Origin of the sequence: Streptomyces roseofulvus (genome assembly GCF_039534915.1) — a bacterium.
GTDB classification, from domain to species: domain Bacteria; phylum Actinomycetota; class Actinomycetes; order Streptomycetales; family Streptomycetaceae; genus Streptomyces; species Streptomyces roseofulvus.
Map to the genome: position 1 here is coordinate 6,667,675 of NZ_BAAAWE010000001.1, position 20,940 is coordinate 6,688,614.

Genomic DNA, 20,940 nt, shown 5'->3' on the forward strand with positions numbered 1-20,940 from the left:
CCGGGGCAGGCGTCCGGGAAACGTTCAGTGGCTGCGGCGCAGGCGGATCGGGTGACGTTCACCGACGGACGGGATGAACATGGCGCCGTCCAGCGGTCCTGCCCCCCACATTGTCTCCGGGGTGGAGGTACAGGGCGGGGAATCCAGACCGAGGGCTTCGGCCGTGCTGCGGGCGGCAAGACTGTGCCACAGACCCGATCGGCGGATCATGGCGTGTCGGCCGGCGGGCATGCGGATGCCTCGGACGCGGGCCCCGGCCACTTCGGCGCGATGGAGGTAGGCCCACGTGTCGGTGGCCGAGGTGATCCGGTCGGCCGGATCATGGAGGGCGATCACGGTGCGGTGCGCCAGGTGGGTGGCCGGCTCACCGGGAGGGCACCAGGGAGCGAGTGCCACGACGCCACGGACGTGCGGATCGTCGGCGGCGCGCAGCGCGGCCCGGGCGCCCATCGAGTGCCCGAGCAGCACCACGGGCAGAGGGCCGACCACGTCGGCGAGTTCGGCCAGGGCCCGGCGCGTGTCGTGGACGGGGTCGGCGCGCTCTCCGTTCCAGCCGCGCATCCGGTAGCGGACGTACCCGATGAGGACGTCGGCGTGGCGGGGGTCCTGGCCGAGTACCCGGGCGAAAGCTCTCATCCGCAGGTCGGGCAGGTTGAGGGCAGACGGGGGTGCGAGGGAGTCGGCACGTCCGCCGTGCAGCAGCAGTACCGCACTTGTCGCAGGCAGAAACCTGGGCTCGGGCAGGTGGAGAGCGGGGAAGGCGCTGCTCCGATCGGATCCGCTCATGTCATACGCTCCGGCTTTCCGGGAACGGCTTTGCGGGGTGGCAGCGGGAGGAAGCCGCTGGTGCGGGCGGCGTAGGCGGTGTAGCCGGGGCGGTGGGCCATGTGCTTCTCCAGGAGGCGCTTGCCGCTGCCGACGGTGAGGAGCAGGGTCATGAGGACCGGGGAGAGGAGGACGGCGAGGGCCGGCTGCCAGCCGGTGCAGGCGAGCAGGTACAGGCCCCACCAGACGAGGCTGTCGCCGAAGTAGTTGGGGTGCCGGGTCCAGGCCCACAGGCCCTGGTCCATGATCCGTCCCCGGTTGGCGGCGTCCGCCTTGAAGCGGGCCAGTTGATGGTCGCCGACGGTCTCGAAGGCGAGTCCGGTCGCCCACAGCGCGAGACCGCAGTAGGACAGGGCGTCCAGGGGCGCGGAGCTGTAGGAGGCGGCCTGGACGGGGAGGGAGATCAGCCAGACGAGGGCCGCCTGGCCGAGGTAGACGGTGCGCAGTGCGTAGAGGGTCCGGTTTCCGGGGGCCTTGTCGAGGAGGGCGGTGTAGCGGGGGTCCTCGCCGTGGCCGTGGGAGCGGTGGGCGATGTGGGCGGACAGCCGCAGCCCCCACAGGAGGGTCGCGGCGGCGACGAGCAGGCGGCGGCCGTCGTCGCCGTGGCCGGCGGAGAGCAGCCAGGTGACGGCGGCGACGGCGGCGAAGGCGAGGCCCCAGGCGATGTCGACGATACGGTGCAGATCGCGGCGTACGCCGACGGCGAAGGTGGTGAGGAGCACCGCCCCGGTCGTCGCCGCGGCGGCGGCGAGGTTGACGCCGAGGGCGCCCCAGTCGGTGCCGGTCACGCCGGGACCGCCTCGGCGTACCAGGCGGTGGGGGTGGCCGGCATGTCCGAGGCTCCTTCGCGGGTGGGCCGTACGGCGAGGATCTGGTCGACGCCCATGCGGCGTTCGGCGAAGGCGAGCGACGCTCCGGCCAGATAGAGGCGCCAGACGCGGGCGGTGGTCGTTCCGACGAGGTCCTCGACGTCGCTCCAGCGCGCTTCGAGGGTGGCGCGCCAGGCGTCGATGGTGGTCGTGTAGTGCTCGCGGAGTGCTTCCACGGAGCGGGCCTCCAGGCCGGTGGTCTCCAGGAGGTCCACGGTGCGGCCGACGGGGCGCATGTGCATGTCGGGGGCGATGTACGTCTCGATGAAGGCGCCTCCGCCGGGCGCGTGGGAACCCCGGGACATCTGCTGGACCAGGAGCCGGCCCCCGGGACGCAGCACGTCGTGGAGCTTGGCGGCGAAGGCGGGGTACTCGGCGTCGCCGACGTGCTCGCCCATCTCGACGGCCGCCGCGGCGTCGTAGCCGCCGCCGTCGATGTCCCGCCAGTGCCGCAGCTGGACGTCCACGAGATCGGCCACCCCCTCGCGTGCGGCCCGCGCGGTGACGAACTCGTGCTGGGCGCGGGACAGGGTGACCGCGGTGACGCGGGCTTTGCGCGCGCGCGCCGCGTGGACGGTGAGGGAGCCCCAGCCGCAGCCGACGTCGAGCAGCCGGTCCCCGGGGCCTAGGTCGAGTTTGCGGCAGATCAGTTCGAGCTTGTCGCGCTGCGCGTCGGCCAGGGTGTAGGCCGGGTCGTCGGGCCGGGTCCAGTAGGCGCAGGAGTACGCCATGGTCTCGTCGAGGAGGAGCGCGTAGAAGTCGTTGGAGAGGTCGTAGTGGTGGCTGATGCCCGCGCGGTCCCGCGCGACGCTGTGCAGGCCGCCGGTCAGGCGGGCCCGCCCGTCGGGGCGCTTCGGAGGCGGACCGACGACACCCAGGCGCACCGCCAGGGCGGTGGCCACGGCCATGCCTGCGGCACCAGGGCGGGCCGTCGGCCGGTCGCGGACGCTCCGGCCGGCGTGGGAGAGGGCGTCGGCGAGGTCGCCCTCGACGTCCAGGTCCCCGGTGACGTACGCCTCCGCGAGGCCGAGCTCGCCCGGCTGCCACACCAGGCGGCGCAGAGCGCCGGGCGAGCGCAGGATCACCAGGGGCGCGTCCGCCGGACCCGCCTCGCTGCCGTCCCACGCGCGGACGCGCACGGGGAGCGGCCCCGGGAGGAAGTGGCCGAGGAGGTGGGCGAGTCGGTCGGCGGCGGACTTCATCGGTGGGTTCCTTCGGTGAGGAGGAGCTGGCGGACGTCGAGGTAGCGGGAGCGGAATCCGGCTTCCGAGTAGGCGAGGTAGAACTCCCACATGCGCTGGAAGACCGGGTCGAAGCCGAGGCCGGTGACGACCGGGCGGTGGGCGGTGAACCGTTCGCGCCACAGCCGCAGCGTCTCGGCGTAGTGCTCGCCGAAGCCGTCGTCGGCGGCCGTGCGCAGACCGGCGGCGGCGGAGTGCGCGGCGATGGCCTCGCGGGACGGGATCAGGCCGCCGGGGAAGACGTACTTGCTGATGAAGGTGTGGGTGGCGGCGGTGTGGAGCATCTGGCGGTGGCCCATGGTGATGGCCTGCAGGGCGATCCTGCCGCCGGGGGCGAGCGCGCGCCGCAGGGCGGTGAAGTAGGCGGGCCAGTAGTCGGCGCCGACCGCCTCGATCATCTCGACGCTGACGACGGCGTCGTACCGGCCCTCGATGTCGCGGTAGTCGCGCAGCTGGACGTCCACCCGGTCGGCGAGCCCGGCCGCCGCTATCCGCTCGCGGGCCAGGGCCGCCTGCTCCTCGGAGAGGGTCAGGGTGGTGACCCGGGCGCCGCGGGCGGCGGCCCGCAGGGCGAGTTCGCCCCAGCCGGTGCCGATCTCGAGGAGTCGGGTGCCCTCGCCGGCGCCGGCGAGGTCCAGGAGCCGGTCGATCTTGCGGTGCTGGGCGGAGGCGAGGGAGTCGAAGCGGGCGGGGAAGGCACGGAAGATCGCGGAGGAGTAGGTGAGGGTGGGGTCGAGGAACGCGGCGAACAGGTCGTTGGACAGGTCGTAGTGGCGCTGGATGTTGGTACGGGCCCCGTCGCGGGTGTTCCGGTCGCCGGCCGGGCGGGCGGACACCCAGAGGCCGCGGAGCCGCCGCAGCGGGGCGGGGACCAGCTCGTCGACGTGGCCGGCGAGGACGGTCAGGACGCCGGCCAGGTCGTCGCTGTCCCATTCGCCGGCCATGTAGGACTCGCCGAAGCCGATCAGCCCGTGCCGGCCGACGCGCCGGAAAAAGGCATCGGAGTCGTGGAGCGTCAGCTGCGGGCCCACCGCCGAAGGACGTGTACCGGCCGGAGGACCGGTCAGGGACAACTTGTCCAGGGCCCGGCTCACCAGGTACCGGGCGACGGCGGTCCGGGCGGGGCCGGCCGGGGGGATCCGGGCCACGTCCGGCCAGTGGTCGGCGTCGACGTCCGCACGGCTGAGGGGCGCGGCGGTCGCGGGGCCGCCCGGCGGCGTCTGCTCGGGGACGTCGCAGGTGCGGCCGGCGAGCCGGGAGCGGCTTTCGGAGGTGAGGGCGGGGCGGGTCACGACAGCGTGCCTTTCTGCGGGGCGGAACGGGGACGTGGGTGCACGGGGAGTCCGCGCAGCAGCAGGTGAACGCCGTGGCGGCGGATGCCGGCCGACACCGCGGCGGTGGACCAGGGCCTGCGCGCGGCCGCGGCCAGCAGACCGGGCACGGTGGCGGGCCGGCGGCGGCCCCGGACGACGGCGGTGAACGCCCTGCCGTCGTCGTGCTCCAGGTGGACGGTCAGGGCCAGGCGCTCGCCGGGCATCGGCAGCCGCATCCGGTAGCGGCCCTCGACCGCGAAGAACGGGGAGACGTAGAAGGTTTTGTCCACCACGGCCTCGTCCGTCCGCAGCAGGTAGCAGTGCCGCTGCCCGTACGTGTTGTGGACCTCGGCGACGACGCACACCAGGGCGCCGGCGGGATCGTGGCACCAGTACACGCTGAGCGGGTTGAAGACGTACCCGAACACGCGGGCGTGCGCCAGCATCACCACGCGCCCGCCGCCCAGGTCGACGCCGTGCGCGGCGAGGAAGGCGTCGAGCCCGGCGCGGAGGGAGCCGGCGGTGCCTCCGAAGTGGTCGCGGGCGTCGAACCGGGCGAGCGGACGCAGCGGCCGGGGCAGCACCGGCAGGTGGTCGAGGTCCACGCACCACAGGTAGGTGTCGTGCCGCAGCGCGTGGTGCAGCGGCGTGCGACGGACGTGCATGATCACGCAGTCGTACAGCGCCGGTGCCTCGACCGACGTGAACGCTGCGGTCGTCCCGGTCCTGATCACCAGCTCACCCCCAAGGAGCGGGCAGCCTCCACGCCGGAGCGGCAGCCGTCCTCGTGGAACCCCCAGCCGTGCCAGGCCCCCGCGTACGCGGTCACCCCGGTGTTGAGGCGGGGGAGCTCCTTCTGCGCCGCGACCGACGCGGGCGTGTAGACGGGGTGCTCGTAGACCATCCGCTCCACGACCCGGTCCAGGGCAATGCCGGTGTCACCGCCCAGGGTGACCACGTAGCCGGAGCCGGCGGGCAGGCGCTGGAGGCGCTCCATGTCGTAGCTGACGTGTACGGGGGCAGCGGAGGGCTCGCAGCCGGTCATGCGGTAGTTCCAGCTCGCGCGCGCCTTCGGAGAGCGGGGCAGGAGCGAGGTGTCGGTGTGCAGCACGGTGGGGTTGTGCGCGTACGTGAAGGCGCCCAGGAGCCGCTTCTCGTCGGGGGTGGGGTCCGCGAGCATGCGCAGCGCCTGGTCGGGGTGCGTGGCGATGACCACGGCGTCGTACGCGTCGGTGGCGCCGTCGCCGGTGGTGACGAGGGCGCCTCGGCCCGTGCGCCGGACGGCGTCGACCGGGCTGGAGGTGCGGATGCGGTGGACGCGTTTGGCGGCCGCGGCGACGTAGGCGGACGAACCGCCGGTGACGGTCTTCCACTGCGGGGAGCCGGTGATCGACAGCAGACCGTGATGGTGCAAGAAGGCGAAGAGGTAGGCGGCCGGGTACGCCAGCGCGGTGCGGGCCGGGCAGGACCACACGGCGGCGACGAGGGGCAGGGCGAAGTGGCTGACGAAGTAGGGGGAGAACCCGCCCTCGCGCAGGAAGTCCCCGAAGGTGACGCCCGCATGAGTCCCGCGCGCCAGCAGCCGCCGGGCACCCCGGTGGAAGACCGGTACCTCTGCCAGGAGCCGGAGGTACCGCGACCGCAGGGCCGCGCGGGAGGCGAACAGTCCCGCAGCGCCCCGGGCGCCGGCGTACTCCAGACCGCAACCGTCGCACCGCACCGACATACTCATCTCGGCGTCCTGCGTGCCGATCTCCAGCTCCCGGAACAGCCGGAGCAGGGTGGGGTAGGTGCGCTCGTTGTGGACGATGAACCCCGAGTCCACGGCGAGTGCCCGACCGCCGGGGCCGGGCAGCTCGCGGGTGTGGGCGTGCCCCCCGAGCCGCCCGTCCGCCTCGTACAGGGTGACCTCGTACGAGGACGCCAGGACGTAGGCGGCCGTCAGGCCCGCCACGCCGGCGCCTACGACCGCCGCCTTGCGCTGTTCGACCACCATTGCTCCCGCCACTCGACACGCCGCCCGACTGCTGCGTTTCACCCGTACTTCGCAGCAGTCGGGCGATCGGATTGGCGTGATGTGTGACCGCGAGGTGGAAGGTCCGGTCGAAGAGGTGTGCCGGTTCAGCCGGTGAGACCGGCGAGATGCGTGCTCAGCGTGACGGCGGGCGGGTAGCTGGCGCCTATGGCGGTGACGTGCTTCCAGTGCAGGCGGCCGTGGCCGTTGACGATGAACACCGACCGGCGCAGGCCGATCAGGGGTGCGCTGATCCCGAAGGACTTCGCCACCCCGCGCTCCTCGTCGGACAGCAGGGGCATGCTCAGCCTGCGGTTGCGGGCGAACTTCTCATGACTGTCGAGCCCTTGCGGGCTGATGCCCCACACGGTGGCATCGGCGGACTGGAGTTGGTCCAGGCCGTCGGAGTAGGAGCAGAGCTGTGCGGTGCATACCGGTGTGTCGTCGCCGGGGCAGAAGACGAGAACGAGCGGCTTGCCGCGCTGCTCGCACAGGGTGTAGTCGCGGCGATGGAAGGTTTCGCCGTCCAGATGTCCGCCGGGCAGGCAGAAGTCGCCGACGATGTCCCCGATCTCCGGGCTGCTTGCCATGAAGTACCTCGATCGCTGATCGATGCGGAGCGCCCGGTCAGGCGGGCAGGGCCATCAGCAGCAGCGGGTCGGTGGTGGGCTGGGGGGATCCTCCGTCGGGTTCGAGGGTGAGGCCGACGGCGCCCGCGTCGGCAGGGTTCCCAGAGAGGATGACGGTGCCGTCGTGGTCGATCAGACCGGCCGGGAGCATCGTGCCGTCATGGTCGAGCCACAGCTGGTAGGTCTTCCCGACGCCGGCCGCCGGCAGGTTAGCGGCGGTGAAGACGGCCTGGTTCCGCTGCTCGGAGGAGACGACGGTGGTCAGGGCCCCGTTGGCGGCCTTGCCGTGCACGGTCTGGGCGTCCGGGGCCGCCAGGACGGCACTGACCACGTCGAGCTGCTGCTGGGCCTGGCGGGCCTGCTGCTCCAGCTCTTGTCCGTTCTGCCTCTGCCAGACCGCGACGCCGCCCAGTGCGACGGCGGCCACGCTGGCGGCCAGCGCCAGGGATACGGCACGGCGGCGCAAGATGCCGCCGAGGACGGGCGCCGCACCGGCGGCGGGGACACGCGGGGGAAGCTGACGCACGCCGTCGATGGCGGCCATGACCTGCGCCTTCGCGGCCGGAGGCGGCGGCTGGGCGACGGCTGCCGCCAGGCGTGCTGTGGTCGCCTGGAACTCGGCCGCTTCCTGCCGGCATGCCTCGCACGTCTTGAGGTGGGCGTCGAAGTCCTTGCGCTCGTCGTCGTCGAGGGCGCCCAGGGCGTAGGCGGCGGCGAGGGTGTGCGCGTCGGTGGTGTGGTGGTTCATGTGGTCACCCCCATGCAGTCGCGGAGCCGGATGAGCCCGTCGCGCATGCGTGTCTTGATGGTGGGAAGAGGCGTGCGCAGGGTTTCGGCGACTTCACGGTAGGTCAGGCCCTGGTAATAGGCCAGGGTCACGGCCTGGCGCTGGAGTTCGGTCAAGCCGCGCAGGCAGCGCCGTACCTGTTCGGACTCCAGGCGCGTCTCGACCTGTTCGGCGACCTCGTCGAAGGCGGTGGTGTGCTCTCGGGCGGCCTGGGCCTGCTCGCGGTCGGTGGCGGCCTGGGCGGAGCGGACCCGGTCCACGGCCCGCCGGTGGGCGATCGTCGCGGCCCACGTCTGCACGCTGCCGGCGTCAGGCCGGTAGCGGGCGGCCTGGCGCCACAGGTCGATCATGACCTCCTGGGTGACCTCCTCGGACTGCGCCCGGTCGCGCACCACTTTGAGGACGATGCCGAAGACCAGGGGTGCGAGGGCGTCGTAGAGGGCGGAGAACGCCTGCTTGTCACCATGGGCCACTTTGCCCATGGTCTCGGTGAGGTCGCTGGGGGCGGCGCGGCCGTTGCGGCCGGTGCCGAAGGGAAGCGGCTGGTTCACCTGCACCGCTCCGGTCGTGGTGAGAAGGCGCAGGGACGGCCTGGGCCGGCCGTCGGGGGGCGGGGCGTCCATCGCATGCCGGTCCTTGTGTCGTCGCTCGATCGTGCCGGGCCGCCCGGCGGCGGCCCGGTCGCGAAACCTGTGGGTGCTTCGTTGGTTCTTCGTAGCGGACCGGCGGGTGGATGGGTGGTGCTTCGTCACCCGCGCCATCGTCGAGTACCTCGTTCGAGGGAAGGCGGGCGCAGGGGGCCAAGCCGGAGGGCGGACGGCGGCGAAGACGGTGCGTGAGGTGAGCGGAGCGACGTTCTCTCGCTCTCCTCACCGGCCGCGCGGGTTGCTCGGTCGAGGCACCTTCATGGGAGGTAGTTCACATGGTTCGTGTGCGGAATGGTCTGGCGGTGGCCCTGGCGGCCGGTGCGGTGGTCGTCGGTGGCGCGTCGATGGCATCGGCCGATGCCGGTGCACAGGGCGTGGCCGCCCACTCGCCGGGAGTGGGCTCGGGCAACCTCGTGCAGGTTCCCGTTCACATCCCGGTCAACGCGTGCGGTAACACCGTCAGCGTGATCGGGCTGCTGAACCCCACGTTCGGCAACACCTGCGTCAACGCCTGATCGAGCACCGCGAGAAGAATCCGGTCCGCCGCCTTCAAGACGGGGTGGCGCGGACCGGTGATCCGCCCGGAAGACAGTGTGCTCCGAGCGGGTCGGCCGCGGGCGGCTGTCGGCACAGCCGCCCGCGGTACCACGGCCTTTGCGACCGGGCTACCAGGTCAGGACCGCGATGACCTGCTTGCCCCGGTCGGAGCGGCTGACGAGGAGGTCCGCTCCCAGCGAACGAACGATCCTCAGCCCCCGGCCTCCCGTCTCCTCGCGCCGCCCTTCTCGATGGCTCCCGGCCAGGTCCGCCGTCCCGTCGCTGACGGCGATGCCCGCCTGACCTCGTTCCAGGCTCAAGGTGAGCGCGTAGGGTCCGGCGGCGTGGAGCACCGCGTTGCCGACCAACTCCGAGACGATCAGCACGAGATCATCGGCGACCTCGCGAGGGCAGGCGTCCGCCTCCTGTTCCAGAAGTCGTGCCACGGCTTGGCGGGCCTGGCGGGCCGCGCGTTCGTCCGAGAGGAGCGGCAGGTGCAGCGTGACCGGACATCCGCAGGGAGCAATGGCGGTGTCCATGATGATTCCTCGCAGTGAGCGGTCTTCGTCACCGAAAACGGGTGAAGGGGAACGTCGTGGGGTCGTGATGGTCCCGTGGACTCCGCGCCTGGTTGCCCATCGTCACAGTCCAAGGGCCCGGGAACCCAGTGGCTGACGCTGAGGCCGGCCATTCAGTGCTGCTTTCAGTAACGATTCGTGACGACTGCCGCGATGGATTGCCGGAATCCGGGAAAAGTCCCGAGCCGCCGTCCAGGTGATCTCCACTGCCATTCCTGCCCCGCTGCCGTGCCGAAGCGGATGAGGACAGCAATCAGGTGCCGTGCTCCGCTGCCGCCGGCGCCCGCAGCACGCCCCCGGCAGCAGTACAGAGGGATGGCTTCGTGCTGAGGCTCAACCGTGCAAGGCCGTACGTCGTGTTGCTGTTGTGGCTGATCCTGGCTGTTGCCGCCGGACCTTATACCGTCCGTCTCGGTGAGGTAGCGCAGGCCGGCGGGGACGTGACGCTGCGGGAGACTACGGAGTCGGCCCGGGTAGAGCGCTTGCTGAACCCCGCAGGGGCGCAGGTCGCGCTGCCGCTGGCCGTGATCTGGACTTCCCGCCCGCCACAGGGTCCGCTCCGCGCACCCGTACCCCTGGCCGCGCCGCCGCCGCCTCCAGACCCACGCTGTAAGGCAACACCGGCAAGGGATTTCACTCTTTCGAGGGTTGGACCAATCCGCCGGGCGGAGGATGCCGAATGGAGCAACGTGAGCAGCTTCCGCAGCAAACTCGTCCGCGCCGCCTTCGGCGCACTGGCCGGACTCCTGGCCGCGTACACGGCTCTGGCCGTGGCCGAGCTGGTGGCCGGACTGGTGCGGCCGGCGGCCGGGCCGGTGACCGTGGTGGGCGGCGCGGTGATCGACCGTACGCCTGCCGCGGTGAAGGACTTCGCGATCCGCACGTTCGGAGAGAACGACAAGACCGTTCTCCAGCTGGGAATTCTCGCCATCCTCGCCCTCATCGCCGTCGGCCTCGGCATCCTGGCCATGTCGCACCGACGCGCCGGTGCGGCGGGGGTGTTGCTGTTCGGGATCGTCGGGGCCGCCGCGGCTTTCAGCCGTCCCGACTCCACCGGCACCGGTGACGTGCTGCCCTCGATCGCCGGAGCGCTGGCGGGAGCTGCGGCTCTGTACGTGCTGGCGACCAAAGCCGCTCCCGTTCACGCCCCGGACGGGCAGCCAGGCACTGGGGGGTGGAGCAGGCGCGGGTTCCTCGCCGCGGCCGGTGTGACTGCCGTCGCCGCTACCTCGGCAGGCGCGCTGGGCCGGTACTTCACCGGCAGGCAAGGCCAGGGCGCCGTCGCCACCCGGGAGAACCTGGTGCTTCCCAAGCCGGCTTCCCCGGCGCCGGCGGTGCCGGCCGGTGTTCAGCTGAAGGTGCCCGGCATCACCGCTTTCTCCACCCCCAACGCCGACTTCTACCGCGTCGACACCGCCCTGACCGTTCCCAGGGTCGACGCGGGCACCTGGCGGCTGCGCATCCGCGGCACAGGGGTCACCCGCCCCCGCACCTATACCCTCGACCAGCTTCTCGCCCGCCCGCTCATCGAACGCGACATCACCCTGACCTGCGTCTCGAACGAGGTCGGCGGCCCCTACATCGGCAACGCCCGCTGGCTCGGCGTACCCCTCGCCGACCTCCTTGAGGAAGCCGGCGTCCGACCGCCGTCGAAGGGCGGCCGGGCCGATCAGCTGGTGGCCCGCTCCGTGGACGGCATGACGCTCGGCTCCCCCGTCGAGGACCTGATGGACGGGCGCGACGCCATCCTCGCGGTCGGCATGAACGGCGAACCGCTCCCCTTCGACCACGGCTTCCCCGTCCGCATGCTCGTCCCCGGCCTCTATGGCTACGTCTCGGCCTGCAAGTGGATCGAGGACATCGAACTCACCACGTTCGACGCCTACGACCCCTACTGGGTCAAACGCAAGTGGGCCCGCCGCGCGCCGATCAAGACCCAGGCCCGCATCGACACTCCCCGGCCCTTCGCCCGCCCCGCCGCCGGCACCGTCACCGTCGCCGGCGTCGCCTGGGCCCAGCGACGCGGCATCACCCGCGTTCAGATCCGCGTCGACGACGGGCCCTGGCAGGACGCAGAACTCGCCGCCCAGGCAGGCGTCGACACCTGGCGCCAGTGGTCCTACCGCTGGAACGCCTCCCCCGGCGGACACAACCTCACCGTCCGTGCCACCGACGGCACCGGACAGGTCCAGACCGAAGAGCGCACCCGCACCATCCCCGACGGGGCGAGCGGCTGGCACAGCGTCTTCGTCACCGTCCCCTAGACCACCCGGACGACCGCAAGGCCACCCCGGGCAGCACAACCAACCACCGCGATACCCCAGAGAAGAACCACCAAGGAGCAACTGGTCATGAACAGCATGAAGATCCGCCGTACCGCGATCGCCGTCGTCGCCGCAGCCGCGCTGCCCTTCTCCCTGGCCGCCTGCTCCGACTCCGGCAGCGACACCAAGGCCGCCCCGAGCGCGGGCGCCGAGGACGCCGCGAAGACCAGCGAGAGCACCCCTGCGGGCGACAACATGACCGACGACCAGCCCTTCGGTCCGGCCTGCGCGGGCGTGCCGAAGGAGGGCGCGGGCTCCTTCGACGGCATGGCCAAGGACCCGGTCGCCACCGCCGCGTCGAACAACCCGGCCCTGTCCACCCTCGTGACCGCCGTCAAGCAGGCCGGACTCGTCGACACCCTCAACAACGCCGAGAACATCACCGTCTTCGCGCCGACGAACGACGCCTTCGCCAAGATCCCCAAGGCCGACCTCGACAAGGTCCTCGCCGACAAGGCCACCCTCACCAAGATCCTCACCTACCACGTCGTCGGCCAGAAGCTCACGCCGAAGCAGCTGGAGAACGGCTCCTTCGAGACCCTCCAGAAGGGCATGATCACCACCACCGGCTCCGGTGAGTCCTACAAGGTCAACGACACCGCCAACGTGGTCTGCGGCAACGTGAAGACCGCCAACGCCAACGTCTACATCATCGACACCGTCCTCATGCCCAAGTAAGGCTTCGCGCACGGTCCGCAAGCAACGGTGACCCCGCACTCGCCCCCCATCGGGAGGGTGCGGGGCCACGGCCATGATCTGTGGGCCGGCAGCCGGACCACGAACCTGGGCTCGGCAGGGTGCGGCGCCCAGGCCGGCTGTGGTCGGGGTCTACTTCTGGTTGATGGGCAGGGCCAGGTCGGTGACCTGGTACCTGTCCGGGAAGGCTCCCTTGCTGGTGGCCTTGCCGGACAGGACGTCGACGGCGTAGAGGCGGTAGGAGCCACCGTTGCCGATGGCGGCGAAGCCGTGGTTCGTTCCGGCGGCCGGGTTGTAGTAGATGTCGAATCCGGCGTCCAGGGCGGCGTCCACGCCGAGGTTGCCGGTGGGGGCCAGGGTGCCGGCGTTGGCCGGGGACTGCAGGGAGATGCTGTCGGCCATCGTGTCCAGGTCGAACAGCGTCGTCGCGGTCGCGGCGTTCAGATCGTTGTTGGTGTAGGCGGCTCCGGTCACTCCCATGGCGGTCGACGGCGGCATGGTCGGGTTCGTCAGGGTTGCGTCGACGGTGGTCGTCAGCGGGGCGGCCGCGTCGTCGATGTTGTGCCGCAGGTTCTGGCCTGTGTTGGAGATGACCCGCAGCCGGTTGGCGGCGGGGTTGAAGTCCACGCCCAACGCGGCGCCGACCAGGGCCACGGTCAGCTGCGAGACCTTCATAGCATGTTGAGGCGCAGTTCCTCGGCGGGGACGATGCGGCGGAGGTTGGCGTCAGGAGGGGCTGCGCTGGAGCTTCACCGTCGCGGTGGACGGCGAGGAGCGGGCCGCCCCCGACAGCGTGCACCAGCTCATCGGGATGGCCCCGTTCCAGGGCATCAGTGTCGGCGTGGACCGCAAGTCCCCGGTCTCCTGGCCCCTGTACGAGCGCCGGCGCTCCTTCCGTCACACCGGCGGCATCCGCTCCGTCACCTACCGCCCGGGCCCGCCCGGACCCGACGCCCCGGATGCGGTCGCCGCCGCCCTGAAGGAGGCGGCCTCGGCCTTCGAGTAGTCCGACCAGGGGTCCGCCGTGGAAGAGGCCGTTTCCGCGTGTTCGGCGACGCGCGGCGGCTCCTGCGGCCGGAGCGCCCGAGGAGGGGCTCCGGCCGCAGGAGCACGGGTGGTGAGCCGGACCGGTCAGCCGATGGTGATCTGGTCGACCAGGAAGATGGTCGACAGGTAGGTGTCTTCGGTGCCGGCGAACTCCAGCTTCACGGTCTGGCCCTTGTGGGCGGACAGGTCGACGGTCTTCTGGACGTATCCGGGGCCGGCGTCGGCGTTGGAGTAGGTGGCCAGCGTGGTGCCGTTGACGTTGACCTTGAGGGTGTCGTAGGCGGTGGAGCCGGACTCCTGGGTGGAGACCTTCAGCCAGAAGGTGAGCTTCGGGGTGCCGGTGGAGGGCACCGCGATGTTCGGCTGGGACAGGGATTCGACGGCGTCGGCGCCGTAGCCCATCATCCAGGCGTACCAGGACCCGTCGCGCGCGGTCTGCAGGGACGAGTTGGTGATGATGTTGTCGCTCTGGGTCCAGCCGGTGGTGCCCTGTTCGAAGCTGCCGTTGGCCAGTGCGTTGCCTCCGGGGGGCGTGGTCGGGGAGGGGGTGGGGGTGCCGGGGTCGGGGAGGGCGGTGCCGACGCTGACGGCGGCCCACGCCTTGGAGACGAGGTAGCGCTCCTGGGAGTTGGCGCCGTACAGGTCGGCGGCGGCCTGCAGGGTGGCGGTGCGGGCGCCGGCGTAGTTGGTGGTGGAGGTCATGTAGGTGGTCAGCGCGCGGTACCAGACGGCGGCGGCCTTGTCCTTGCCGATGCCGCTGAAGGTGTCGTTGTTGCAGGTCGTTCCGGTGTGCGGGCGTCCGCCGATGGTCTTCGCCCCGGTGCCCTCGGCCGCCAGGTAGAAGAAGTGGTTGCCGATGCCGGAGGAGAGGTGCACGTCCACCGAGCCGGCGCCGGAGTTCCAGCAGGACAGCGATCTGCCGTCGGCGGCGGGGTTGTCCATCCGGCGCATGTATCCGCCGGACATGTTGAGCTTCTCGCCGATGTAGTAGTCGCCCGGGTCGCCGGCGTTGTCGGCGGAGAACTCGACCATGGTGCCGAAGATGTCGCTGGTGGCCTCGTTGAGGCCGCCGGACTCGCCGGAGTAGGTGAGGTCGGCGGTGGCGGCGGTGACGCCGTGGGTCATCTCGTGGCCGCCCACGTCGAGCGTGGCGAGCGGGGTGTTGCCGTTCTGCGAGGAGCCGTCGCCGAAGTACATGCAGAAGCAGTTGTCGTCGTAGAAGGCGTTGAGCAGGTTGGTGTCCACGTGGACGTAGGCGCGGGCGCCGCGGCCGTCGTTGCGGATGCCGGAGCGGTTGAAGGAGTTCTTGAAGTAGTCCCAGGTCTTCGCCAGGCCGTAGGAGGCGTCGACGGCGGCGCTCTCGCGGCTGGAGCTGGTGCCGTTGCCCCAGGAGTTGGTGGCCTTGGAGAAGGCCCGGGCGTTCTGCGCGGGGTTGGACTGGGGGCTGTTGTAGGAGTCGTAGACGATCGTGCCGCCGTGCGCGGGGTCGGTCAGGGTGTAGCCGCCGGCGGTCTGGGTGGTCTCGATGGAGACCTGGCCGACGGTGACGCCGTTGCCGGTGCCCGTGACGTTCTGGTGCAGCTCGTACTGGTCCAGCGGCGCTCCGGTGGTGGCGTCGACGATCACCGCCTGGCGCGAGGCGGGGCCGGTCTCGCCCTCGCCGGTGACGGTCGAGCGGTAGGCGAGGACGGGGATCTTGCCGACCGCGTAGACCACCAGGGTGCTGTCCTTGCCGCCGGCCTTCGCCTTCCTCACGTGCCTGGCGTGCTTGACGGCCTTGGCGGAGGCGTCGGCGGCCGTGAGTTTCGGGGTGGTGCCGGCGATCCGGATCGCGCCCTGGTGTGCCAGGTCCGAGCCGGTGATCGTGCCGTCTTCGGTGAGGTGCACCACCAGGTCGCCGCCGATCACCGGCAGGCCTCTGTAGGTGCGGTCGTAGCGGACGTGCCGGGAGCCGTCGGCGTCGATCAGCACGTCCTTGGTCACCAGGCGCTCGTCGGGGCCCAGGCCGAGCTCGCGGGCGGTGGCGGCCGCGTTCCGGCCGGCCGTGCGTATCGCCTCGCCACGCGCGTCGGCCGTCATCGCCCGAAACCCGGCGCCGGGTTGGGCGACGGCGGTGCCTTCGGCCGTGGTGGGCCGGGGAGCCGCGGTGGACTGGGTGGCCACCATGGTCACGGAGCCCAGGGCGAGGGCTGCCGCGACACCGGCCGCAAGGGCGTTCTTGCGGTTCATCGCAATCCTTCCGCCGGGCCTTGTCGGGGAAATGCCGCGGGACGTCATCTGAGGTGCGGGGGGCGTTCAGCGGCGGTTGGCCCGGCTGTGGCCATGAGGCTAGGGACGCGGGAGGCAGCCGACATCGGGGCAAACCCTTGACCTGGACGGGGAGGCCCGGCGGGCGCACCATGGCCCGATGCCAGACTCTGCGATGGGGACGAACGCGTCCTACGAGGCCGGTCCCGTGCTGCCGGTGGTGCCGGAAGACGTGCCCGGCACCCGCCGGGTGGTCCTGTTCGGGCCGCCCGGAAGCGGCAAGACCACCGCGGCGGAGTCCCTGGGGCGACGGCTGGGGCTGCCCGTCCTGCGGCTGGCCCCGGGCCCCCAGGACACCGGGATCCCGTACACCGGGCTGCTCGAACTCGCGCTGGCCCTACCGGCCCTGCCCGCCGCGCGGGAGCTGACGGCGGCACTCGACGAGACCGCCGGCCGGTCCGGTTCCCCGGACGATGCCGGTCGGGCACTTCGGCTGCGCCGCCTGACCGCTGCTCTGCTGCAGGAGGCACCGCCCATGACCCTGGTGGTGGACAACGCCCAGTGGCTGGACGCCGGCAGTGCGGCCGTGCTGGGCTGGGCGCTGCGCCTGACCCCGGACCTTCCCGTCATCGCGGCCGAGCGCACCCGGCGCCCGCAGGCCGGCTGCCACTGGTGCGGGGAGGACGCGCGCGCGGTACGCATCCCGCCCCTGACGGCCCCGCAGGTCGCGACTCTGCTGTCCCCGTACGGGCTCGCCGCCCGCGAAGTCACGCGCATCCACGCTCGCAGTGGCGGGAACCCGGCCCTGGCGCTGGCGCTGGCCGACTCCGCGCGCCCGCTCCCGGACCGGGACGGTGAAGGCACGTCGGCCCTGCCGCCGACGGCCCGCCGACTGGTGGGCGAGTGGCTGGACGAGGTACCGGCCCAGGTACAGGAACTGCTGACGTTCGCCGCACTCGACGACCGGCCCGACCTCGAACTGCTCGGCCGCCTCGCCGGCCCGGCGGCCGAGGCCCTCCTCGCCGAGGCCGAGGCAGCGGGACTCCTCGACGCCGGACAGTCCGACGGGACGGTGCGGTTCACCGCCTCCGCGATCGGCACCGAACTCGTGGCCCGGCTGCCGGGCCACGCGCGCAGGCGCCTGCACGCCCGCCTGGCCGAGGCCAGCCGTGACAGCGTCCGCCGCGACCGGCACACCGCGCTGGCGGCCGACGCCGCCGACCCGCGGTCGGCCCTCCACGCCGCCCGTGCTGCCGTACGCGCCCGGCAGCGCGGCGACCACGCGCTCGCGGCAGAGCTCTCCCTCCTCGCCGCCCAGCGCACCCCGAACGACGACGGCGACCTGCTCACCGAACGGGCCCTGACCGCCGTACGCGACGCCGCCCACTACGGCGACCTTCCCCGAACCCGGGCCGCCGCCCGCCTCGTCCTGGGCCACGACACCACCCCCGACCAGCGCGTCGACGCCCTCGTCGCCCTGATCGACGCGAGCGGTCGGCACCTGCACAGCGCGGACGAACTGTTCGCCGCCGCACTCCGCGCGGCGGCCGGACGACCCGACCTGACGGCCCGACTCCTCATCCGCCAGTCCATCTGGGCCAACGTCAACGAGGGCGACCCCCACCGGGCGTGCGACCTGGCCGGCCGCGCCACCACCCTCGCCGAGACCGCCGGCGACATGACCACCACCGCCATGGCCCTCACGATGCGGGCCCGCCTCCAGCGCGTGCTCGGCCACCCCGACACCGAGACCACCCTCAGCCGCGCCCTGTCCCTGCCACGCGCCGCCGCCATCCCGGCCAACGGCACACCCCAGCACCTCGCCGCCCGGCACGCCCTCTTCGACGACCACCCCGAGGACGCCCGCACCGCGCTGCTTCCCCTCCTCGTCGAAGCCGAGCGCACCGGAGACACGGAGGCGACCGTGGACATCCGGCGCAGCCTCGCCGAGGCCGAACTCCGCGCGGGACGGTGCGCCAGAGCACTCGACCACGCCCACCGTGCCCAGGCCCTGACCGACATGACCTCCCTGTCACCCGCACCGGCGTGCTACACCTCCGCCCTCGTCGAGGGCGCCGCCCGTCGCACCGACGTCGCCCTCCTCCACGCACGCCGCGGAGTCGACACCGCCCGGCAGGAGGACAACAAGGTCTTCCTCTCCCGCAACCTCTTCGCCCTCGGCCACCTCCTCCTGGCCACCGGCCGCCCCAAGGAAGCCCTGGAGGCTCTGGAAGAGGTGCGGGACCTGGAGGGACTCCAGCAGGTCCGCGACCCCTCCGTCCTGCGCTGGCATCCCGAACTCGCCGAGACGCTCGTCGCCCTCGGCCGCCTCGACCAGGCGCAGAGCCTGCTGGACGAGACCCGCCGCACAGCGATCGATCTCGGCAGGCACATGGTCCTTCCTCCGCTCGAACGCGCCCAGGCGCTCCTGGACGCCGCCCGTGGCGACTACGACACCGCGGCCCGGCGCCTCACCGACGCGGCCGGCCACCTCCGCCACCTCCCCCTCGAACGCGGCAGGACCCTGCTGGCGCTCAGCCACACCGAACGGCGCGGACGCCGACGCGCCAGCGCCCGCACCGCCGCGCACAGCGCCGTCGACCTCTTCACCGCCCACCAGGCACACCCCTGGGCCGAAACCGCCGCGCACACCCTCAGCCGGCTGGAAGCCGCCCCCACGGACGACAACGCCCACCCCCGCCTCACCTTCGCCGAGCAGCGCTGCGCCGAACTCGCCGCCGCCGGAGCGAGCAACCGCGACATCGCCACCGCCCTCACCGTCAGCGTCAAGACGGTCGAAGCGACCCTCACCCGCGTCTACCGGAAACTCGGCCTGCACTCACGCTTCCAGCTCGCACACACCGTCACACCGGCACGCGAGTGAGCCACCCGGGCGGCTGCGGGAGCCGCCCGGGTGCCATCGCGGCCCGGGGCCCCGGGGCAGGCGCCGGGACGCGTCGAGGTCAGCGGAGGGATTCTCCGGTGGTGTCGAGGACCGTGTTCGCCAGGTGCTCGAAGATCGCCCAGTCGTCCTGGGCGGGCCGCCGGCGCCGGTGGTCGCCCAGTTCGGTGTTCAGGCCGACGTACTGGGCGCCCAATCGCTCCAGGAGGACCAGGTCGGAGTGGAGCTGCTCCAGGGTGCCCTGACCCAGACGCCGCAGGTGGCGCGGGACCGGCTTGTCGGTCAGGGCCAGGGGGATGGTCGGGCAGAAGGCCGGCGTGGGCCGGCCGGCCGCCGCCGCGTCGTCCGCCAGCGTGCGCAGCGCGGGCGCCAGTTCGGGGCCCTGCGGCCACATCGGGTGCCAGGCGTCGCCGTACCGCGCCGCCCGGCGGACGGCCGCGCGGCTGTTGCCGCCCACCCAGACGGGCGGATGGGGCGAGCGGGCCGGGCGGGGCGCGGTGTGGACGCCGTCGAAGTCCACGGTGGGGCCGTGGAAGCTCGCGACCTCCTCGGTCCACAGCACGCGGAGGGCGCTCAGGTACTCGTCGGTGAGGGCCCCGCGCTTCTCGTAGGGCACGCCGAGCGCCTGGAAGGCGTGGTACGCCCAGCCGACCCCGACGCCCAGCACCAGCCGTCCGCCGGAGAGCTGGTCCAGGGAGGCGCTGACGCGGGCCAGTTGCAGCGGGTGGCGCTGCGGGGTGATGGCCACCCCGGTGCCCAGCTCGATGGTGCTGGTCTGTCCGGCGAGCCAGGCGAGGGTGGTGAACGAGTCGTAGAACGGCGCGGGGGAGCGGCTGTGGGCGTCGGAGGTCAGGGCGATGTGGTCGGAGACCGTCAGCAGGTGGTAGCCGAGCCGCTCGGCGGTGGTGGCCCAGCCCCGCAGTGTGTCCGGGCCGATGCCGGAGCCGAAGTTGGGGAGGTTGATGCCGAATCGCATGGTGGGGGCCTTTCAGCGGGCGGGTCTCGCCGGTGCGGGCGGTGCGGGGACGTCGTCGTGCGGGCCGGGCTGCGGGGGGACGGCCGCGGCGGGGCGGGCGGGGGGAGTGCCGCCGGAAGCGGTACGGGTGGCGTCGGGGCGACGGCGCGCCTTCGCCCAGCGACGCATCGCGGGCCGCTCCACGCCCACGTACAGCAGCCAGGCGAGGGCCAGGCCGAGGACCACGCACAGCGCGATCAGCGCGGCGCCGACGGGGAGGGAGAACTGCCGCTGCTCGCCCAGGAGTCGGCGGCCGTAGACCAGGACGGGCCAGTGGACCAGGTAGAAGGCGAACGAGATCTCGCCCAGCAGGGTGAGGGTCCGGCCGCGCAGCCACGTCTTCCGGTCCTCCACGTCGAGGTGCGCGAGGGCGGGGATGAGCAGGGCCAGCGGCACGACCGTCGCGGCGTTCAGGGCGTACAGCGCCGGCAGGTACAGCGAGCCGGCGTAGCAGAGCGCGAAGAGCGCGATCAGCGGCAGCGGGCGGATGCCGATCCAGCGGCCCTCCAGGGCGATCCGGGCCATGACGATGCCCAGGACGAAGTCGAGCACCCGGGTGAGCGGGAAGACGTAGACCAGCCAGAAGCCCAGGGCCGGACCGGACTTGTCCGGCATCATCATGCTCGGCTCGGCCGGAAGGAGCGCGGTGACGACCGCCGGCAGGGCGATCACCGCCGCGATCAGCGCTCCGGCGCACCACCACAGGCGGCGCGCGCCGATCCTGCCGATCCACCGGTGCAGCAGCGGGAAGAGCAGATAGAAGAAGAGCTCGCAACCCAGCGACCAGCTGGGGTTGTCGACGCTGAAGTAGACGGACTCCTCGGGCACCCACGACTGCAGCAGGAGCAGGTTGAGGACGGCGGTCGTGCCCGTGACGGTGGCCGCCGCGTACAGCGCCATCGTCACGGCGTACATGACCAGGTGGTTGGGGAACACCTTGACCAGCCGCCGGCGCCAGAAGGCTCCGACCGTGTCCGAGGGGCGGGCCGACCAGGTCAGGATGAAGCCGCTGAGGACGAAGAAGAAGGAGACACCCACCCAGCCGGTCTTGCTGAAGACGGTGAACAGGCCCTCGGAGACGCCCTGGTCGGCGAAGGGCTTCATGATCGCCACGTGGAACAGGAAGACCAGGAACGCGGCGAAGAAGCGGACGCCGGTGAGGGAGGTCAGCCGGGGGCGGGGGGCGGTGTTCTCTCCGGTCATGACGCGCCTCCGGTCCGGTTCGGGGCGACCCGTGGCCGCGGCTCGGGTGCGGTGCGAGGGGCGTGT

17 protein-coding genes and 2 pseudogenes are annotated in these 20,940 nt (G+C 72.3%); 5 read left to right on the forward strand and 14 right to left on the reverse strand.

Going from position 1 to position 20,940, the window contains the following annotated elements; all coding sequences use genetic code 11:
- Nucleotides 1-24: 24 nt before the first annotated feature.
- The 9 genes from ABFY03_RS30755 to sigK all read right to left on the reverse strand — a co-directional run bounded on the left by ABFY03_RS30755 (nucleotide 25) and on the right by sigK (nucleotide 8,229).
- A complete protein-coding gene (locus ABFY03_RS30755) occupies nucleotides 25-786 on the reverse strand; it encodes an alpha/beta fold hydrolase (protein WP_346171338.1) in 762 nt (253 codons plus the stop codon).
- Nucleotides 783-1,613, reverse strand: a complete 831-nt coding sequence (locus ABFY03_RS30760) for a DUF1295 domain-containing protein (protein ID WP_346171339.1) — start codon at nucleotides 1,611-1,613, stop codon at nucleotides 783-785. The genes ABFY03_RS30755 and ABFY03_RS30760 overlap by 4 nt, the downstream gene beginning before the upstream one ends.
- Nucleotides 1,610-2,896, reverse strand: a complete 1,287-nt coding sequence (locus ABFY03_RS30765; protein WP_346171340.1) for a class I SAM-dependent methyltransferase — start codon at nucleotides 2,894-2,896, stop codon at nucleotides 1,610-1,612. The genes ABFY03_RS30760 and ABFY03_RS30765 overlap by 4 nt, the downstream gene beginning before the upstream one ends.
- Complete coding sequence (locus ABFY03_RS30770; RefSeq protein ID WP_346171341.1) at nucleotides 2,893-4,227, reverse strand: class I SAM-dependent methyltransferase; 1,335 nt, start codon at nucleotides 4,225-4,227, stop codon at nucleotides 2,893-2,895. The genes ABFY03_RS30765 and ABFY03_RS30770 overlap by 4 nt, the downstream gene beginning before the upstream one ends.
- The gene (locus ABFY03_RS30775; RefSeq protein ID WP_346171342.1) at nucleotides 4,224-4,982 is read right to left on the reverse strand and encodes a DUF1365 domain-containing protein; all 759 of its coding nucleotides are present in this window, start codon (nucleotides 4,980-4,982) and stop codon (nucleotides 4,224-4,226) included. The genes ABFY03_RS30770 and ABFY03_RS30775 overlap by 4 nt, the downstream gene beginning before the upstream one ends.
- Nucleotides 4,979-6,244, reverse strand: a complete 1,266-nt coding sequence (locus ABFY03_RS30780) for an NAD(P)/FAD-dependent oxidoreductase (RefSeq protein WP_346171343.1) — start codon at nucleotides 6,242-6,244, stop codon at nucleotides 4,979-4,981. Before ABFY03_RS30780 ends, ABFY03_RS30775 begins: the two co-directional genes overlap by 4 nt.
- Before the next feature lie 125 nt (nucleotides 6,245-6,369).
- Entirely contained in the window at nucleotides 6,370-6,852 is a 483-nt protein-coding gene (locus ABFY03_RS30785) for a peroxiredoxin (protein ID WP_346171344.1), read from the reverse strand.
- Nucleotides 6,853-6,889: 37 nt separating this feature from the next.
- Nucleotides 6,890-7,639 (reverse strand): anti-sigma factor, encoded by a 750-nt coding sequence (locus ABFY03_RS30790; protein WP_346171345.1) that lies wholly within the window; start codon nucleotides 7,637-7,639, stop codon nucleotides 6,890-6,892.
- Nucleotides 7,636-8,229 carry an ECF RNA polymerase sigma factor SigK gene (gene sigK / locus ABFY03_RS30795; protein ID WP_386723554.1) on the reverse strand — a complete coding sequence of 198 codons (594 nt, stop codon included), beginning with the start codon at nucleotides 8,227-8,229 and terminating at the stop codon, nucleotides 7,636-7,638. The genes ABFY03_RS30790 and sigK overlap by 4 nt, the downstream gene beginning before the upstream one ends.
- 371 nt (nucleotides 8,230-8,600) lie before the next feature.
- Here sigK and ABFY03_RS30800 point away from each other — a divergent pair, with 371 nt between their 5' ends.
- Nucleotides 8,601-8,840 (forward strand): chaplin, encoded by a 240-nt coding sequence (locus ABFY03_RS30800; protein WP_200430247.1) that lies wholly within the window; start codon nucleotides 8,601-8,603, stop codon nucleotides 8,838-8,840.
- A 150-nt stretch (nucleotides 8,841-8,990) separates the two neighbouring features.
- Here ABFY03_RS30800 and ABFY03_RS30805 read toward each other — a convergent pair whose 3' ends face one another.
- Nucleotides 8,991-9,401, reverse strand: coding sequence for an ATP-binding protein (locus ABFY03_RS30805; RefSeq protein WP_319007707.1), 411 nt, complete (start codon nucleotides 9,399-9,401; stop codon nucleotides 8,991-8,993).
- Nucleotides 9,402-10,129: 728 nt separating this feature from the next.
- On the opposite strand from ABFY03_RS30805, the gene ABFY03_RS30810 reads away from it, so the two are divergent.
- Together ABFY03_RS30810 and ABFY03_RS30815 are read left to right on the forward strand one after the other, a co-directional pair.
- The gene (locus tag ABFY03_RS30810) at nucleotides 10,130-11,704 is read left to right on the forward strand and encodes a molybdopterin-dependent oxidoreductase (protein WP_346171346.1); all 1,575 of its coding nucleotides are present in this window, start codon (nucleotides 10,130-10,132) and stop codon (nucleotides 11,702-11,704) included.
- Between the two features lie 87 nt (nucleotides 11,705-11,791).
- The gene (locus ABFY03_RS30815) at nucleotides 11,792-12,442 is read left to right on the forward strand and encodes a fasciclin domain-containing protein (RefSeq protein ID WP_346171347.1); all 651 of its coding nucleotides are present in this window, start codon (nucleotides 11,792-11,794) and stop codon (nucleotides 12,440-12,442) included.
- Between the two features lie 150 nt (nucleotides 12,443-12,592).
- Here ABFY03_RS30815 and ABFY03_RS30820 read toward each other — a convergent pair.
- Nucleotides 12,593-13,153, reverse strand: a pseudogene (locus tag ABFY03_RS30820) (DUF4394 domain-containing protein); the annotation flags it as partial.
- Nucleotides 13,154-13,193: 40 nt separating this feature from the next.
- Here ABFY03_RS30820 and ABFY03_RS30825 point away from each other — a divergent pair.
- Nucleotides 13,194-13,466, forward strand: a pseudogene (locus ABFY03_RS30825) (arylsulfatase); the annotation flags it as partial.
- A gap of 125 nt (nucleotides 13,467-13,591) precedes the next feature.
- On the opposite strand, the gene ABFY03_RS30830 reads toward ABFY03_RS30825, so the two are convergent.
- Nucleotides 13,592-15,736 (reverse strand): M4 family metallopeptidase, encoded by a 2,145-nt coding sequence (locus ABFY03_RS30830; RefSeq protein WP_346171348.1) that lies wholly within the window; start codon nucleotides 15,734-15,736, stop codon nucleotides 13,592-13,594.
- A 178-nt stretch (nucleotides 15,737-15,914) separates the two neighbouring features.
- On the opposite strand from ABFY03_RS30830, the gene ABFY03_RS30835 reads away from it, so the two are divergent.
- Nucleotides 15,915-18,638 carry a helix-turn-helix transcriptional regulator gene (locus ABFY03_RS30835; protein ID WP_346171349.1) on the forward strand — a complete coding sequence of 908 codons (2,724 nt, stop codon included), beginning with the start codon at nucleotides 15,915-15,917 and terminating at the stop codon, nucleotides 18,636-18,638.
- 79 nt (nucleotides 18,639-18,717) lie between these two features.
- Here ABFY03_RS30835 and ABFY03_RS30840 read toward each other — a convergent pair whose 3' ends face one another.
- Complete coding sequence (locus ABFY03_RS30840) at nucleotides 18,718-19,632, reverse strand: TIGR03619 family F420-dependent LLM class oxidoreductase (protein WP_319008151.1); 915 nt, start codon at nucleotides 19,630-19,632, stop codon at nucleotides 18,718-18,720.
- Between the two features lie 12 nt (nucleotides 19,633-19,644).
- Nucleotides 19,645-20,874, reverse strand: a complete 1,230-nt coding sequence (locus tag ABFY03_RS30845) for an acyltransferase family protein (RefSeq protein WP_346171350.1) — start codon at nucleotides 20,872-20,874, stop codon at nucleotides 19,645-19,647.
- Between the last annotated feature and the right edge of the window lie 66 nt (nucleotides 20,875-20,940).

Excerpts from the sequence above, each read along its gene's own strand:
- ABFY03_RS30755 (WP_346171338.1), bottom strand. The coding sequence starts at position 786 with ATGAGCGGATCCGATCGGAGCAGCGCCTTCCCCGCTCTCCACCTGCCC.
- ABFY03_RS30765 (WP_346171340.1), bottom strand. The coding sequence starts at position 2,896 with ATGAAGTCCGCCGCCGACCGACTCGCCCACCTCCTCGGCCACTTCCTC.
- ABFY03_RS30780 (WP_346171343.1), bottom strand. The coding sequence starts at position 6,244 with ATGGTGGTCGAACAGCGCAAGGCGGCGGTCGTAGGCGCCGGCGTGGCG.
- ABFY03_RS30785 (WP_346171344.1), bottom strand. The coding sequence starts at position 6,852 with ATGGCAAGCAGCCCGGAGATCGGGGACATCGTCGGCGACTTCTGCCTG.
- ABFY03_RS30790 (WP_346171345.1), bottom strand. The coding sequence starts at position 7,639 with ATGAACCACCACACCACCGACGCGCACACCCTCGCCGCCGCCTACGCC.
- ABFY03_RS30800 (WP_200430247.1), top strand. The coding sequence starts at position 8,601 with ATGGTTCGTGTGCGGAATGGTCTGGCGGTGGCCCTGGCGGCCGGTGCG.
- ABFY03_RS30805 (WP_319007707.1), bottom strand. The coding sequence starts at position 9,401 with ATGGACACCGCCATTGCTCCCTGCGGATGTCCGGTCACGCTGCACCTG.
- ABFY03_RS30815 (WP_346171347.1), top strand. The coding sequence starts at position 11,792 with ATGAACAGCATGAAGATCCGCCGTACCGCGATCGCCGTCGTCGCCGCA.
- ABFY03_RS30830 (WP_346171348.1), bottom strand. The coding sequence starts at position 15,736 with ATGAACCGCAAGAACGCCCTTGCGGCCGGTGTCGCGGCAGCCCTCGCC.
- ABFY03_RS30835 (WP_346171349.1), top strand. The coding sequence starts at position 15,915 with ATGCCAGACTCTGCGATGGGGACGAACGCGTCCTACGAGGCCGGTCCC.
- ABFY03_RS30840 (WP_319008151.1), bottom strand. The coding sequence starts at position 19,632 with ATGCGATTCGGCATCAACCTCCCCAACTTCGGCTCCGGCATCGGCCCG.
- ABFY03_RS30845 (WP_346171350.1), bottom strand. The coding sequence starts at position 20,874 with ATGACCGGAGAGAACACCGCCCCCCGCCCCCGGCTGACCTCCCTCACC.